The organism is Saccharopolyspora sp. 6V, assembly GCF_020176785.1.
GTDB lineage: Bacteria > Actinomycetota > Actinomycetes > Mycobacteriales > Pseudonocardiaceae > Saccharopolyspora_C > Saccharopolyspora_C gregorii.
In genome coordinates, this window is sequence record NZ_JAIUKB010000015.1 from 1 (window position 1) to 15,091 (window position 15,091).

At 69.4% G+C, this 15,091-nt stretch carries 16 protein-coding genes and 1 pseudogene; 13 read left to right on the forward strand and 4 right to left on the reverse strand.

The window, feature by feature from the left end; genetic code table 11:
* Positions 1-830, reverse strand: an 830-nt coding sequence (locus LCD35_RS03500) for a DUF6542 domain-containing protein (RefSeq protein WP_225043696.1), incomplete at its 3' end; no start/stop codon positions are given.
* A 247-nt stretch (positions 831-1,077) separates the two neighbouring features.
* Here LCD35_RS03500 and LCD35_RS03505 point away from each other — a divergent pair.
* The 4 genes from LCD35_RS03505 (at position 1,078) to LCD35_RS03520 (ending at position 7,757) form a co-directional block, all read left to right on the forward strand.
* Positions 1,078-2,667, forward strand: a complete 1,590-nt coding sequence (locus LCD35_RS03505; protein WP_224960709.1) for a sugar ABC transporter ATP-binding protein — start codon at positions 1,078-1,080, stop codon at positions 2,665-2,667.
* Complete coding sequence (locus tag LCD35_RS03510) at positions 2,664-3,710, forward strand: ABC transporter permease (RefSeq protein WP_224960713.1); 1,047 nt, start codon at positions 2,664-2,666, stop codon at positions 3,708-3,710. The genes LCD35_RS03505 and LCD35_RS03510 overlap by 4 nt, the downstream gene beginning before the upstream one ends.
* A gap of 67 nt (positions 3,711-3,777) precedes the next feature.
* On the forward strand, positions 3,778-4,788 hold the full coding sequence (locus LCD35_RS03515) for a substrate-binding domain-containing protein (RefSeq protein WP_224960715.1): 1,011 nt from the start codon (positions 3,778-3,780) through the stop codon (positions 4,786-4,788).
* Positions 4,789-5,177: 389 nt separating this feature from the next.
* A complete protein-coding gene (locus tag LCD35_RS03520) occupies positions 5,178-7,757 on the forward strand; it encodes a glycoside hydrolase family 172 protein (protein WP_224968065.1) in 2,580 nt (859 codons plus the stop codon).
* A 49-nt stretch (positions 7,758-7,806) separates the two neighbouring features.
* Here the strand turns inward: LCD35_RS03520 and LCD35_RS03525 are convergent, their stop codons facing one another.
* Complete coding sequence (locus LCD35_RS03525; protein WP_224968067.1) at positions 7,807-8,007, reverse strand: hypothetical protein; 201 nt, start codon at positions 8,005-8,007, stop codon at positions 7,807-7,809.
* Between the two features lie 204 nt (positions 8,008-8,211).
* Between LCD35_RS03525 and LCD35_RS03530 the strand changes: the two genes are divergently transcribed.
* From LCD35_RS03530 to LCD35_RS03545, 4 genes and pseudogenes are all read left to right on the forward strand, one after another.
* Positions 8,212-9,048: a helix-turn-helix transcriptional regulator gene (locus tag LCD35_RS03530; RefSeq protein ID WP_224968069.1), complete on the forward strand. Its 837-nt coding sequence runs from the start codon at positions 8,212-8,214 to the stop codon at positions 9,046-9,048.
* A gap of 21 nt (positions 9,049-9,069) precedes the next feature.
* Positions 9,070-9,279: a DUF397 domain-containing protein gene (locus LCD35_RS03535; RefSeq protein WP_224968071.1), complete on the forward strand. Its 210-nt coding sequence runs from the start codon at positions 9,070-9,072 to the stop codon at positions 9,277-9,279.
* Between the two features lie 46 nt (positions 9,280-9,325).
* On the forward strand, positions 9,326-9,523 hold the full coding sequence (locus tag LCD35_RS03540) for a DUF397 domain-containing protein (protein WP_224968073.1): 198 nt from the start codon (positions 9,326-9,328) through the stop codon (positions 9,521-9,523).
* Positions 9,524-9,547: 24 nt separating this feature from the next.
* Positions 9,548-9,715 (forward strand): annotated as a pseudogene (locus LCD35_RS03545) (DUF397 domain-containing protein); the annotation flags it as partial.
* Between the two features lie 3 nt (positions 9,716-9,718).
* On the opposite strand, the gene LCD35_RS03550 reads toward LCD35_RS03545, so the two are convergent.
* Positions 9,719-10,201 carry an N-acetyltransferase gene (locus LCD35_RS03550; protein ID WP_308011319.1) on the reverse strand — a complete coding sequence of 161 codons (483 nt, stop codon included), beginning with the start codon at positions 10,199-10,201 and terminating at the stop codon, positions 9,719-9,721.
* A 231-nt stretch (positions 10,202-10,432) separates the two neighbouring features.
* Here LCD35_RS03550 and LCD35_RS03555 point away from each other — a divergent pair, with 231 nt between their 5' ends.
* The 4 genes from LCD35_RS03555 to LCD35_RS03570 are packed head-to-tail and all read left to right on the forward strand — an operon-like array spanning position 10,433 to position 12,766.
* Positions 10,433-11,143: a YbaB/EbfC family nucleoid-associated protein gene (locus LCD35_RS03555; protein ID WP_224960731.1), complete on the forward strand. Its 711-nt coding sequence runs from the start codon at positions 10,433-10,435 to the stop codon at positions 11,141-11,143.
* Positions 11,143-11,478 (forward strand): hypothetical protein, encoded by a 336-nt coding sequence (locus LCD35_RS03560; protein WP_224960734.1) that lies wholly within the window; start codon positions 11,143-11,145, stop codon positions 11,476-11,478. Before LCD35_RS03555 ends, LCD35_RS03560 begins: the two co-directional genes overlap by 1 nt.
* On the forward strand, positions 11,475-12,254 hold the full coding sequence (locus LCD35_RS03565; RefSeq protein WP_224960737.1) for a WXG100 family type VII secretion target: 780 nt from the start codon (positions 11,475-11,477) through the stop codon (positions 12,252-12,254). Before LCD35_RS03560 ends, LCD35_RS03565 begins: the two co-directional genes overlap by 4 nt.
* Positions 12,251-12,766 (forward strand): hypothetical protein, encoded by a 516-nt coding sequence (locus LCD35_RS03570; protein WP_224960740.1) that lies wholly within the window; start codon positions 12,251-12,253, stop codon positions 12,764-12,766. The genes LCD35_RS03565 and LCD35_RS03570 overlap by 4 nt, the downstream gene beginning before the upstream one ends.
* Before the next feature lie 157 nt (positions 12,767-12,923).
* Here LCD35_RS03570 and LCD35_RS03575 read toward each other — a convergent pair whose 3' ends face one another.
* Positions 12,924-13,196 carry a GNAT family N-acetyltransferase gene (locus LCD35_RS03575; protein ID WP_224960743.1) on the reverse strand — a complete coding sequence of 91 codons (273 nt, stop codon included), beginning with the start codon at positions 13,194-13,196 and terminating at the stop codon, positions 12,924-12,926.
* A 480-nt stretch (positions 13,197-13,676) separates the two neighbouring features.
* Here LCD35_RS03575 and LCD35_RS03580 point away from each other — a divergent pair, with 480 nt between their 5' ends.
* Positions 13,677-14,855 (forward strand): PQQ-binding-like beta-propeller repeat protein, encoded by a 1,179-nt coding sequence (locus LCD35_RS03580; protein ID WP_224960746.1) that lies wholly within the window; start codon positions 13,677-13,679, stop codon positions 14,853-14,855.
* The last annotated feature ends 236 nt before the right edge of the window (positions 14,856-15,091 follow it).

The window sequence follows — 15,091 nt, forward strand, 5'->3', positions numbered from 1 at the left end:
CCCCCCCCCCCGCGCACCCCCCCCCCCCCCCCGCCCGCCCGCGCGCCGGCGCGGGGCGCCCCCCCCCCCCCGCCCCCCCCCCCGGCCCCCCCCGCGACGCCGCGAGCGGGGGGCGTGCCGCGTTCGCCGCGCGCCGGCGGAGTCCCCCGGTCGGGGCGCGGTTCGCGCTTGCCCGCCGCGGCGTCGCGGGGGCGGCCGCCCTGCTCGGCGGGGCGGCGGGGCCGCCCGGAGCCGTCGCGAGAGCGGGCGGAGGGGCGCTTCTCGTCCTCGGCGGGCCGCCGCTTGCGGGCCGGCCGCTCCGCGGCCTCCTTCGGCGGCTTCACCGGCTTGCGCTTCTTGGTGGGCTGGTCGGCCGGGTCCAGGTCGTCCTCGGCGTCGTGGCGTTCCAGCCAGAACATCCGGGCGAGCCCGAACGCGAGGCAGAGCGCCGTGGTGATCGCCATCATCGGGAAGCCGGCGATGATCGGCTGCACGACGCCCAGCGCCTTGCCCATCATCCCGCTGCCGCCCCCGCCGCCGAACAACAGCACCAGCAGCGGCATGACCACGGTGGCGACCAGCGGCGGCTGCACCATCGGGCCGAACAGGCTCTCCCGCCGCACCAGCGCCACCCCGGCCACGCACCCGAGGAACAGGCCGATCTTGAAGATCAGTCCGGGGGTGCCGCTGATGAGCAGGTCGAGCCCGGCGCCGAGCGCGGTGCCGCCCGCGGCGATCAGCACCGCCGCCCATAGCGGGACGCCGCGGGTGCGGAAAGCGGACCGTTCTGCCCAGTGTGGGGCGCCGTTGTCGGGAGAGGGTGCGCTCTGGCGCTCGCGAGTGGCGGTCACGGCCACAACCGTAACGGTCAGGAACGCCCGCGGAACGACCTCTCCGGAAGTTGTTCCCCTAGCTGCGGTGCTTCCTGCCCTCATGACCGTTGCGAGGTCCGCGCGGGGCCGAATGGCGGCTGGGCGGCCCGCGGGTGGACTGTGAACCTTGACACAGGCAACTGGAAACTCTTAGCGTCCGAGCAATCGTTTTCTCGGCTCCGCGCGGTTGCTCCGGAATGACAGCGCTCGGGTGACGGGGGGAACCATGGCAGCGCCACTGGTAGAGCTGACCGGCATCACCAAACGCTACGGCGGTGTCCTGGCGTGCGACGGGATCGACTTGACCGTGCACGCGGGCGAGGTCCACGCGCTCCTGGGGGAGAACGGCGCGGGCAAGTCCACGTTGATGCGCGTGCTCTCCGGCGACATCGCCGACCACGAGGGCTCGATCGCGGTGGACGGCGCCCCGGTGCGCTTCGCGAAGCCCTCGGACGCGCAGCAGGCGGGCATCGCGATGATCCACCAGGAGCTGGACCTGGTGCCCGCGCTGTCGGTCGCCGACAACCTGTACCTGGGCCGGGAGCTGCGCCGCGCCGGTGTGGTGGACCGCCGCGCGATGGCGCAGCGCACCCGCGAACTGCTGTCCCGCACCGGCATCGAACTGGATCCGGCCCGGCCGGTCGGCGAGCTGCGGGTCGGTGAGCAGCAGCTGGTGACGATCGCGCGGGCGCTGTCCCTCGACGCCAAGGTCCTGATCATGGATGAGCCGACCTCGGCGCTGTCGCACTCCGAAGTGGACCGGTTGTTCGCGGTGATCGCGGAACTGCGCAGGCGCGGCACCGGCATCGTCTACATCTCGCACCGGATGGATGAGATCGGTGCGGTCGCCGACCGGGCGACGGTGCTGCGCAACGGGCGCCGGGTCGCCGAGTTCGACGCCCGCGACCTCACCGCCGAGCAGGCCGCTGAGGCGATGGTGGGCCGCTCGGTGCGCACCCTGTTCCGCACCGCGGACGACCGGCCGCCCGGCGAGGAGCTGCTGTCGGTCGCGGGTCTCCGGGTGCTGCCGCGCCGGTACCGGGTGGGCAGGCGGGAACCGGACGGCATCGACGTGTCGGTGCGCGCGGGCGAGATCGTCGGCCTGTGCGGGCTGCTCGGGGCGGGCCGCACCGAGCTGCTGGAATCGCTGTTCGGCGCGGGCCCGGCCGGTCGCTGGGAGGGCTCGGTGGAGCTGGGCGGCGAACCGGTGCGCCCGCGCGGGCCGCGGGACGCGCTGCGCCGGGGCATCGCGTTCGTGCCGGAGGACCGCCGCGCCTCGGGGCTGGTGCTGGGGCACTCGGTGCGGGCGAACACGGTGCTGTCGGTGGTGCACCGGCTGGGCTTCGCCGGGTTGGTGCGCGGCCGCGCCGAGGTGGCGGCGACCGAGCGCAGCGTGGACCGGCTGAAGGTGAAGCTGGGGCGCATCGCCGACCCGGTCGGCACCTTGTCCGGCGGGAACCAGCAGAAGGTCGTGTTCGGCCGGATGTTGCTGACCGAGCCGCGGTTGCTGCTGCTGGACGAGCCGACGCGCGGCGTGGACATCGGCGCGAAGGCGGAGATCTACGAGCTGCTGGGCGAGATCGCGGCGCGCGGCATCGGCGTGCTGCTGGCGTCCTCGGAGCTGCCGGAGCTGACCGGCGTGTGCCACCGCGTGGTGGTGCTGCGGCACGGCCGCAGCGTCGCCGAGTTCGACACCACCCGGGCCGGTGAAGCCGAATTGTTGGCCGCCGCGATGGGGGAAAAGGTGTCGCCGGAGGGTGATTCATCGGCTGTCGAGACGGGGCGCGGCCCCGTCGCGGGGGGAGGAGCGCGATGAGCGAGCAGACGCGGCAGGAGGTCGCGCCCGGCGCGCCGGACCCGGTGCCCGGCCGGTCGAGGCGGCAGCGGGTCGAGACCCTGTTCCGGTTCCAGAGCTTCTTCGGCCTGGTCGCGGTGTTCCTGGCGGCGATCGTGCTGTCCCCGCGCGGCGACGACGGCCAGATCCTTTTCTTGACCGGCGACAACCTGTTCAACATCGTGCGCGCGGTCTCGGAGATCGGGATCATCGCGGTCGGGTTGACGTTCGTCATCCTGATCGGCGGCATCGACCTGTCGGTGGGCTCGGTGCTGGGCCTGGCCGCGGTGGGGTCGGCGGTGCTGCTGGTCAACGACGACTTCGGGGTGCTGGTGGCGGCGCTGCTGGTGCTGCTGATCGGCCTGGTCTTCGGGGTGCTGCAGGGCGCCGCGGTGGCGGTGCTGGGCGTGCAGGCGTTCATCGTGACGTTGGCGGGCCTGAACATCGCCCGCGGCCTGGCGCGGATGTGGTCGGGCGGGGAGACGGTGCAGATCTCCTACGGCGACGGCGCGGGACAGGCGCCGATGCTGTTCTCGCTGCTGGGGGAACGGACGTTCGGCGGCGTGGTCCCGATTCCGGCGTTGATCTTCGCGGTGGTGGCGGTCGCGGCGATCCTGTTCCTTCGCTACAGCGCTTATTCGCGGCACCTGTACGCGATCGGCGGCAACGAGAAGGCGGCGCGGCTGTCCGGTGTGCCGGTGAACCGGGTGAAGATCATCGCGTTCGCGCTGTCCGGCTTCTGCGCGGCGCTGGCGGGGATCGTGCACGCGGGGCAGCTGAACGCGGGCAGCCCGAACGACGGCCTGGCCTACGAACTGGACGGCATCGCGGCCGTGGTGGTCGGCGGCACGAGCCTCGCCGGCGGGCGCGGTTCGGTGGTGGGCACCATCGCGGGCGCGCTGCTGCTGGGGATCTTGAACAACATCCTGAGCTTGAACAGCGTCAACACCGACATGCAGCTGCTGATCAAGGGCTTGGTGATCGTGGCAGCCGCGGCGTTGCAGCGGCTGCGCCCGGCCGCGTGACCGGTCCGTTCCCCGATCCGCCCGTCCGCTCGAAGCGTCCCTGGTAGTTCCGCGGGAAGGAAGCACCATGCGAAAGACGACGAGGTCCGCGTTCGCCGCCGCCTGCGCCGCGTTGGCGGTGACGGCCGCCGCGTGCGGTACGACGAGCGAGAACAGCGGTGCGGCGCAGCCGCAGGATCCGCAGGCGGCGTGCGGCGGCCCGGACGGCCAGTACACGATCGGCATGAGCCAGGCGAACCTCGCCGAGCCCTACCGCGTGCGGATGGACGACGACATCCGCAAGGCCGCCGAGCGGGTGCCGCAGTTCAAGGACGTGCAGTTCGCCGACGCGGCCAAGGACAACGCCAAGCAGCTCTCGGACGTGGAGTCGTTCCTGACCAAGCAGGTGGACCTCCTGATGATCTCGCCGAACGAGGCGGCGCCCCTGACGGACATCGTGCGGCGGGCCTACAACTCGGGGACGCCGGTGGTCCTGCTGGACCGCAAGGTCAACGGGGACGCGTTCACCACCTACGTCGGCGTGGACAACGAGGCGATCGGCAGGCAGGCGGGCGAGTACTTCAAGAACGTGCTGTTCCCGGACGGCGGCAAGATCCTGGAGATCAAGGGCCTGTCCGGTTCGACGCCGGCGCACGAGCGGCACGACGGCTTCATGCAGGGCATCGCGGGCTCGAAGATCGAGATCATCGGTGCCGACGACGGCGGCTGGGAGCGGGCGGAGGGCCAGGAGAAGATGGACGCGCTGCTGAAGGCGCACCCGGACGCGCAAGCGGTGTACTCGCACAACGATCCGATGGCGGAGGGCGCCTACCTGGCCGCGCAGGCCGCCGGCAAGGCGGACCAGCTCAAATTCGTGGGCATCGACGGGCTGCCGATCGAGGCGGGCGGCATCAAAGCGGTGGAGCAGGGCCGGTTGCAGGCCACGTTCCTGAATCCGACCGGTGGCGAGGAGGCCGTGGAAGCGGCCAAGAAGATCCTGGTCGATTGCCAGCCGACGGAGAAGCACCAAACCCTTCCCACGGAATTGATCACGAAGGAGAACGCGGGTGAGGTGTACGCCCGGTTGAATCAGGGCTGAGACTTCCGGGGCTACCACATCTCACTTCTGATTCGGTGAAGGTGCAGGTCGCGCGCTAGGGCGAAACTCGTCCTGGCGTGCGACTTTTTCTTTAGCAAAGCGAGCTGTCGCCGAAGAGGAATCAAATCCACCTGGATGGTGGTAGTGGTCTCCGCGCAGTCCCGGTGACCATCTTAATGAGTGAATTTCGGAGTCCGGATTCCCGTGGTTCCGCGATGTTCCTTGGAGCCGGTGCGACCTCTTCCTACGCTTCGGGTGAAACCGAGCGTGCGATCTTGTGCGCCCGCGTTCGGGGGAACCGACCCATCCGTTCCCGACCGCGCACCACCGTCGAGTGACCAGGACAACGCTGTCCATTGTGGATAGTGATGTGGGGAGGGCGAGCTTTGATGAGAGACCGCAGGAGTGATGCGCTGCGCGCTGCGAGACGGCTGCCGAGGAAGTTCGGCGCGGTGCTCGGCGTGGCGTCGTTGGCGGCCGCCGCGCTGGTCGCCGACGCGGCCACCCACGGCGCGGCCCGGGCCTCGGCGCAGGAGCAGGAGCAGGCGCAGCCGCGGGCGGCGGGCAAGGGCAGCGTCGGGTGGGACACGTTCCGCGAACCGGGCGGCCTCGCCCAGCTGCGCGGCTCGGAGCACACCGGGCAGTTCTCCAGCTTCGCGAGGGACGGCAGCAACGACGACGGGTTCAACGGCACCTACTCCTGCCTGCGGCAGGCCGAGCGCGGCTGCGTGATCGCGGAGCGCGCGGGCGCCGGCGAGATCTCCTCCATCTGGTTCACCCGCGAACCGTGGGGCGACGTGACGGGCACCGGGAACATCGTGGTCGAGCTGGACGGCCGCACGGTGCTCGACGCCCCGCTGATCGACGTGGTGAGCGGCCGGGTGGGCGCGCCGTTCGAATGGCCCCTGGTCGGCAACGGCGACGACGCCGCGGGCGGTGCGGTGATCAAGGTGCCGATGCCGTACCGCGAGTCGATGCGGGTGACGGTGCAGAACAACCCGGACTTCTACCACGTGGACTACCGCTCGTTCGGCGACGCGGACGGCGTGCGGACCTTCGACCCGGCCGATCCGGCGCAGGACGTGCTGGCGCGGCTGCGCAAGTTCGGCATCGCCGACCCGAAGGGCGTGGACCCGGCGGCGCAGCCGACCCGCCGGGACTTCGCGGTGCCCCCGGGAGCGGCGGCACCGGTGGCGCAGCTGGACGGACCCGGCCAGATCAACGAGCTGCGGCTGCGCATCCCGCAGGTCGTGCCGAGCCCGCGGGTGATCGACGACGGCCGCGCGTTCGGCGAGGGTGGTGGCAGCCGGTTCGACGCGGCGGTGCACCCGCGCAACGCGGGCGTGCGCATCGTGCGCCGCTTCGACCCGCAGATCGCCGACCAGGTGGCCGGCCTCAGCGTGGACGGCGCACCGGCCGGCGAGTGGCGCAGCGGCGCCGCCGCACCGGGCGGCTGGGGCGTGCAGGCGATCGACGTGCCCCCGGAGCTGACGGCGGGCAAGTCCTCGATCGAGGTGGCGAACCGCTTCACGTCCTCCTCGGTGGACGTCAACGAGTTCCGCTACGACGTGCAGAGCCTCGTCGACGGCGAATGGGTGCGCACCGACGTGCTCGACGTCGGCCCCGGTCACCCCGGCGAGGAGGCCGCGCACGGTTACCGCATCGACAACGCGGTGTTCGCCAGGGAGAAGCTGGTGGGCCGCTACGGGTTCGGTCCGGAGGAGGTCACCGCCTCCGAGCACGTGCTGGAGTCGGCGCGGCTGCGGATCACCTTCGACGGGCAGACCACGGTGGACGCCCCGATCGGCGAGTTCTTCGGCTCCGGCCTCGGCGAGCACGACGTGCGCACCATGATGAGCTCCATCGACCCGGGCGAGGACGGCTGGTACACGGCCTGGTGGCCGATGCCGTTCGACGAGAGCGCCACCGTGGAGATCGTCAACGGCGGCGGCGTCCCGATCGACGGCATGACCGCCGAGGTCTCCGTCGCGCCCCGCGAAGCCGACGAGAACGCCGGCTACTTCCACGCCACTCACCACCGCGGCCGGACCGTGGAGGGGGAGGACTGGAACTTCCTCGACGTGGACGGTTCGGGCACGTTCTACGGGGTCACGCACACCATGCGCGGGCTGATCCCGCCGAACGCGACGGCGACGCACCGCAACCAGCCGCTGTCCATCCCGGAGACGAACGCGGCGGCGAACCAGCGCAACTACCTGGAGGGCGACGAGCGCTTCTACGTCAACGGCGAGCGCAGCCCCGCCTGGTACGGCACCGGCAGCGAGGACTACTACGAGTCGGGCTGGTACTTCCGGGACGGCACCACGTTCTCGATGCCGCTGGCGGGCAATCCGGCGCACGAGCTGAACGGGGACGGCTGCCGGTACGACTGCACGGGCGCCTACCGGTTGCAGGTGCCGGACGCGGTGCCGTTCAACGACGGCCTGGTCGCGGGCATCGAGCACGGCCCGGACAACGACGAGCCGGGCGACTACAGCTCCACCGCCTACTGGTACGGCGGGCGACCGGCGTCGCAGGAGGAGGTCGACCGGATCGACCTGTCCGACGAGGGCAGCCGGGACGAGCACGGCTACCGGGCCGAAGGCGAGGTGGTGAACCTGCTGGACTCCCGCTTCGAGGGCACCGACGAGCAGCGCAGCGCGCCGGTGGCGGCCGCGACGGGGCCGGTGGGCTTCGACGTGGAGCTCGGCGAGGACAACCAGGGCGCCCGGTTGCGGCGCATCGGTGATCAGGCGCAGGCCTACCAGCAGGTGGAGGTGCGGGTGGACGGCGAGTCGGCGGGCACCTGGCTGCAGCCGCTGGGCAACGAGTCGCACCGCTGGCTGGAGGACGGCTTCGAGCTGCCGGTGGCGTTGACCGAGGGCAAGGAGTCGGTGCGGGTGGAGCTGATCCCGGTGCGGGGCGCTCCCGCGTGGACCGCCTCGGAGTACTCGGTGGTCGCGTTCTGACCCGTTGATCGAGCGCGGGGCCCGGTGGTCGTTCGGCCACCGGGCACCGTCATGTCCGGGGGTAGCAGCGCGCGCAGGAGTCCAGCGGCCACTCGTTCGGCGTCGGCGGCACGCACACCGCGCCGCAGTCGGCGAGCCCGAGCCGGGCCCGGCCGCCGTGCGAGATCCGGCGTTCGTTGCCCGGTGAGACCCGGTGGACCCGGTCGCTGGTGAACACCCCGCGCCAGCCGCGCGGTTCCGGCGCGGACATGCGCCACTCCCGAATTCCGTGGGTGGGACGCGGAACCGGCGATCCGGTCGGGGAGGGGGAGACCACCGGCCCCGCGCCAGCGACGGGAGGTTGTCGCTGCGCTGAATCTATAAGCGGCATTGCCATGTAGATAGTCGCCCTTTAGGGGGATCTTGATCCGACCGGAGATCCGGCAGACTCCCGGTGAAAGATCGAGGAGGCATCGTGACGAATCCCGGACCGGTCATCCGGCGGCTGGAACTCGGCCTGGAACTGCGCCGCATGCGCGAAGCCGCGGGTGTGGAGCCGAAGGAGATCGCGGAACTGCTGCGCTGGGACGTCTCCAAGGTGTCGAAGCTGGAGAACGGGGCGCGCACGATCTCGGCCGCCGAGCTCGACCGGATCGCCGAGCGCTGCGGCATCGACCATGATCGCACCGAACGCGTTCACCAGCTCGCCAAGGAAGCCCGCAAGCGCGGCAGCTACGGGCGCGTCCAGGACTGGGCCCGGTCGTACGTCGGCATGGAATCGGTGGCGAGCGAACTCCTGATCCACTACGGCGACATGATCCCCGGCATCATGCAGACGAAGGCGTACGCCGAAGCGCTGCTCGCGCAGGCGATCTCGGTTCGCCAAGAGGACGTGGGGAGGATCGCGGACAGCCGAGTCGCGCGGCGCGCGAGGCTGACGTCCGAGAATCCGCCTGAGCTGTCGGTGATCCTCGGCGAGCCTGCGATCCGAGGCGTGGTGGGTGGCGGCGAGGTGATGAAGGAGCAGCTGGAGACGCTTCTGGAGCTCGCTCGGCTCAAGCACGTGACCCTTCAGGTGCTGCCGCTCGCGGACTGGGCGCATCCTTCGCTGGACTCGTCGTTCACGATCATCAGCCTCGCGGAACCGGTCAAAACCATCCTGTACTTGGAAGGACTGACGAACGCGGATTACCTAGCTGGTTCGCACCACCTGAAGTCTTATACGCTCGTGTTCAACCGGCTCAGGGTGGCCGCGCTCAGCGAGCACGCATCGGCAGCACTCATCCGGGATGCAATCGAAACGCTTCCATAGCCGTCGAAGAAGGTGGCAGCTTTGATCGCCCACGTGCAGCCGGATGCGAACTGGCGAAAGTCCACCTACAGCAACACGAACGGCGGTGCCTGCGTCGAAGTGGCGTTGTCCGCGGAGAGCTCTGCGATCCGCGACTCGAAGTTGGGCCAGGCGAGCCCGGTGCTGGCCTTCGCCCCCGCCGCTTTCAGCACGTTCCTGCGCGAGATCAAGTCCGGGCACCTCGATCGCTGAGGCGTCGCGGCCGCGCGACCGAGTCCAGGCCGACCGGGAGGACGCAGTGCACCGCAACCGAACTTGGCGGAAGTCGAGCCGCAGCAACGCGAACGGCGGCGCGTGCGTCGAAGTGGCGTCGGCCGCGGATCATGCGGCGGTGCGCGATTACAAGTCCGGCGGAGCCGGACCCGTCCTGCGCTTCGACGCGCGGGCGTTCGCCGCATTCCTCACCTGCGTCAAGACCGGTCGTCTGGACGGGTAGAGCTCGAGCAGGAGGTGGCGGAAGTCCAGCCGGAGCGGGGCGAACAACGAATGCGTCGAGGTCACGTCGTCCACCGAGCGGTCCGCCATCCGCGATTCGAAGCTCGGACAGGCGAGTCCGGTGCTGGTGTTCGGGGACGGTGCGTTCGGTGCGTTCCTGGGCGCGGTCAAGTCCGGTCGCCTCGACCGCTGACGCTCAGACGCCGAATGCCGCCGGGTACCGGACGAGCCCGGTCGCGGTGGGGCGCGAGGTGTCGAGGGACAGGGCGAGGAACGCGTCGTCGGGTGCTTCGAACGGCGCGCGCACTCCGAACCCGGAGGCCGGGGTGAACCCGAACCGCGGGTAGTAGTCGGCGTGCCCCAGCACGATCACCAGGTTCTCGCCGAGGTCGCGCGCGGCGTCGAGCCCGGCGCGGATCGCCGCCGAACCGGCGCCCCGGCCCTGGTGCTCGGGCAGCACCGCGCACGGTGCGAGCGCCAGCGCGGGCGCGTCGTCCACGTGGCAGCGGGTCAGCAGCGCGAACCCGACGACCGAGCCGCCGCCGTCCGCGCTGACGATCGAGAGCCCGTCGATCCACGCACCCCGATCGGCCCGCAGCGCGTCCACCAGGTCCGCTTCCTCCGCGGTCGGGAACGCGGCGACGTTCACCGCACGCACGGCCGCGACATCAGCGGGCACCTCCACCCGAGTAGTCCACATAGGACGCATCTCCCCGATTCCGGCACCTCGCGCACCACGACGACGCACGGCCCGGGACGCTAGCACCGGCCACCCGCCGACCGCCGCCGAATTCCGGCCGCACACCTGGCGATCGCACGGGAGTGACGCGGATCGCTTCCCGCCACCGAACCCGTCCCGTGTTCACGAACCCGGGCGCGGAACGGCGTGGTCTAGGTATGGTCCGGCCTCGTGGATCAACGGTGGCAGCTGAATGAGGAAGACCTCGGGCCGGAGGAAATCCGGAACTCCGGGCGACCGGAGGCGACGGACGACCTGCTTCGAGGCCAGGACCCGGAGGGTGTCGTCACGGTCCGCGTGACCGACACCGGGGAGTTCCGGTCGGTCGAGCTGGCCTCCGGCTGGAAGAGCGCTACTGATCCGCGCAGCCTGTCCGTACACGTCGTAGCGGCCGCGAACGACGCGACCATGCGGGCGGCGACGGCACAGGCCGAGCTCGTGCAATCCGCTCCGCCTGCCACTCGGCCCGAACCGGCCGAAGGCATCGCCACCTCCGATGACCCGATCACGGCAGCCGACGCGATGCAGCTCATCAACGCCGTCTCCACCGACCTGGAGGCGTTCAACCAGCGGATGACGGATGTCGTCGGCGCGACGGTGTCCGGCCAGAGCAGCGGCGGCCATGCCCGGGGGACGTCGGAACAAGGCCGGATCCTGGACCTCGTCATCGACGCGACCTGGTGCAGCGCAGCGCGCAACACCGAGATCGAAGGCGAACTCGCCGACGTCCTGCGAGTCCTGCGCGACAAAACCGCCCCGGGCGATGTGGCCAACGGACCGCAGAGTCCGGCGATCTCCCAACTGTTCGCCCTGGCGAGCGACCCGCAGCGATTCCTACGCCGCCTCGGCTTCGTCACCGACCAGCCCCCGAAGGGACTCTGATGGCACCCCCGAACGGCGAAGGAATCAAAACCGCCCTCGACGCCATGCACACCGACGCCGCCCTATGGCGCGAACAGGCCGAAGCCATGAACGGCCCCAAGCAAGCCGTGGAAGCGGTGAAGATCGAGCCAGGACAGCGGTTCTTCCTCAGCGACGAACTCGGCCTGGACGACACGTTGGAAGAGCTGCGCGTTGCGATCGGCAGCCTGATCGATCAGGGACAGCAGTACTTCAACAAGGTCGCCGACGATTTGACCGCTGCTGCGCAGCAGTACCAAGCCGACGACGACGCTGCCATGCAAAAGCTGCACGACCTGCTTGGAGAACACCCGTGACCACAGCCACCGGCGACGATGTAATCCACATGGTGAGCGGAAAGCTCACCGAAGTCCAAGAAATGATGCAGAAGCTCTACGACGGAGTCAACCAGCTACTGAGCTGGGTTCCGGAAGCCTTTATGCACTTGATCGAACCGATCAAGAAGGGCATGGAGGAAATCGTGAAGCTGCACAAGCAGATGTTCGACCAGATCATGCAGACCGTGGAACGGGCTGGCAGCCCCGGCCTGCTGCGAGCCGCGTCCCAACAGTGGGCTGATCTGGTGGCCGAGAAGTTGGGCACCGTCGCGGGTGATCTCAAACTTGACAAGCACCGCACCAACATCGAGTGGGAAGGGCGTGCGGCGGAAGCGTACAAGGCACTGGTTCCCGGCCAAGCCGACGCGGTCAACGGCACCAAGTCGGCTGCGGATAAGATGGTCACCGCGCTCGACACGCTGGCCAACGCGGTCGAAATGTTCTGGATCTCCATCGGTATCGCAGTGGTGACGTTCCTCGGTGGACTAGCTACAGCAATTGCGGGTTGTATTGGAGTTGTTACGGCGCCGCCAGGGCTAGCATTCGGCGTCAGTGTCGGTGTCGCCGCAATCGGCCTTGCCACAGCTGCCTTCAGTGCGTTCATCGGCGCCATTCAGCCGATCAACTCACAGATGAAATCCGCGCAGAAGACCATCGACGAACTCGGCGGGAAATGGGCGACACCGGAGAACGGTGTTGACTTGAGTGACGGTAGCTCCAGCGATGGTGACGAATCGAACTGGGAGGCGCGGTGATCATTCCAATCCCGGCTGGTCCGCAGCCGCCGCCGAACTACACTCAGGTTTCGCCCAGCTGGGCGCGAAAGGTGAAGACTCGGCTGGTTCTGCTGGGCCTGATTCTGTTGGTGGGGTCCCCGGTGATTGCGGTTGCCGCGATCTGGTGGGCTTTCGAATTGCCGGCTGCTGAAAATGCGGCCATGATTTTGGTGTCAGGCCTGTGTGGCCTATCTGGATTCTTTTCAATGATGGTCGGCGGGTTTGCTCTGATCGGCCAGTCCTATGTCAAGCGTGGTTGGTTGAACGTGACTTACGCTGCTGGCGTATGGCGCGCGTCGCTGGTGATTTGGATCAGTTGCGTGTTCTCCAGCTTCCTGAGTGGCGCCTTGTTCATCCTACTCGTGGGCGCGTCGGTTCGGAGGGGTGGCGCGTTCGATATGGGAAGCATTGCCTGCCTTGGGCTGATAGTTCTACCTGCCGTCTTGTCTGGAATGTGTTTTATGCTGGCTATTCAGAAGCTTCGCGTCTGAGCTCGGGGAGCTGGCCGCGCGGTCATCGCCATCCTGTATCGGCAAGGTCCATCCTCTTTGCCTCCATGGCATTGCGGTCAGATTTTACCGGCGTGGTGAGTGATGCTGCTACCTCGGCGGGGCTCTCGCGCGGACGAGTTGAACGAGACCATCTCGTTCATCGGACGAGTCCGGTCGGGGTGGGGTGCGAGGTGGCGAGGGGCAGGGCGAGGAACGTGTCGTCGGGTGCCTCCGCACGCCGAACCGGGAGGCCGGGGTGACATCCGAACCGCGGGTAGTAGTCGGCGTGCCCCAGCACGATCACCAGGTTCTCGTCGAGGTCGCGGACGGCGTCGAGCCCGGCGCGGATCGCCGCTGATCCGGCGCCCCGGCCCTGGTGCTCGGGCAGTACTGCGCATGGTGCGAGCGCCAGCGGGGGCGCGTCGTCCACATAGGACTTGTCTTCCCGATTCCGGCACCTCGCGCACCACGACGAGGCACGGCCCGGGACGCTAGCACCGGTCACCCGCCATCCGCCGCCGAATTCCGGCCGCACACCTGGCGATCGCACCGGAGTGATGCGGATCGCTTCCCGCCCGAACGGCCTCGTCGCCAGCGGGCGTCCGGCGATGATCGAGCCCGCGAACCAGGGGAGGTCCGCCGACGGCGGGGCGAGGGGTGCAGAGTGAACTGGTCGGGCAATCAGCCGCAGTGGAATCCGAGTCGGCAGCCGCAGGGCGGCTATCCGCCGTTCGGGCCCGTTCCGGGAAGTCCTCATCCGGGCGGACCACAGCCCGGAGGTCCGCCGCCGCATTTCCAGCCCCCGCCACCACCGCACTTCCAGCATCCGGGCGGCCCGTACCCACCCGCGCTGCGGAAGAAGACCCGCTGGTGGATTCCGGCTCTGATCATCGGTTTCGTCCTGGTCCTGGTGGCGGGAGGTGGCACGACGATCTGGTTCGCGACCAGACCGCCGCTGGCTGCCGGGTTCACGTGGAAGGACAGCGGTGCCGTCGGACTTGAGCTGATCAGGACGCTCTCCGCGGAGGGCGTGCTGGTGCAGGTCGTGTCGGACGAGGTCATCGGCGTGAGCGAAAAGACCGGCGAGGAGAAGTGGAGCTTCACCCCGCCCGACGGGACCGACGTGTGCGGAGCCTCGGACGAGGCCGTGAACGGACTCGCGGCCATCCACGTCGGCTCCAGCAGGACCGACTGCCCGCGCGTGATCCTCCTGGACGTTCGGTCCGGTGAGCAGAAGTGGACCGCGTCGCTGGCCCGGGACGAATCCTATGAGCCGGTCACCCGCGTCGTCGGAGACGGCGTGGTCGTCGTGGACGAGGAGCGGGTGTCGAAACTGGCGTTGAGCGATGGTGAGCCCCTGTGGAGCGAGGGCGTCGCGGTGGACCGGAGCTGCTCGATATCTCCGTCCCGGGTGAGCGCTCCGCGGACGGTGCTGGTTCGCGGTTGCGCGGACGGGTACGAGCTGGTCCTCGTGGACTCCGCCAGCGGCCGGACGATCGCGACGAGCCGGCTCGAAAATGACCTGCGGTACGAGGTCGTCTCCGCCGATCCGGTGGTGTTGAGCGCGAGGATCAGCCGCGATTCCGATGCCGTGCCGTCGTTCGTGTTCTTCGACGAGGACGCGAACCGGACTGCGGAAGTACGCGGAGTCGGCTCGTACGGCCGGCTCGACACGGGCGCGGCAGGTGGAATGGGCGGAGATCTGCGCCGGTACAGGGCTGTCATCGGACACGGCCTGCTCGTCACCGGGGTCAAACCCGCGAACGACTCGTACGCGGACTTCGACGAGGTCGTGGCATTCGATCTCGCCTCCGGAGCGGAGAGGTGGCGGTCTCGGGTCAGCCGGAACTCGGATGTCCGGCCGTTCGCGCTCACCGAACGCGGGTTCATCGCGTTCGATACGGCGGTGCGCGGCGGTTCGGCGCAGATCGTCGAATTGTCGGCGGCGAACGGTTCGATCACCGAGCTCAGCCCACCGATGCCGGACGTGTCGATCACCTCCGAGTACGACCTCCATTGGGACGGCGAGGCGGTGTGCGGCGCGAACAACAGCCTCGTCTCCGAGGACTCGCTGTTCTGCATCCGGTGATCAGCGGTGCGCCGCCACCCGGTAGACCAGAACTCCCGCAGCGGCGGACCGCGTCCACCCGATCCTGTCCGAACCCGGGCGCGGAATGACGTGGTCTAGGTGTGGTTCCGGCCTGTGAACGATCGAGGACGAGTGTCGGCCGGCGGAACTTCCGCGGCCGCGGAGAGCGGTGCGGGCCGAAACGGCGCCGGGTGACGGCAGTGTCAGTGATGGCGACGGGTCGAACTGGGAAGTGC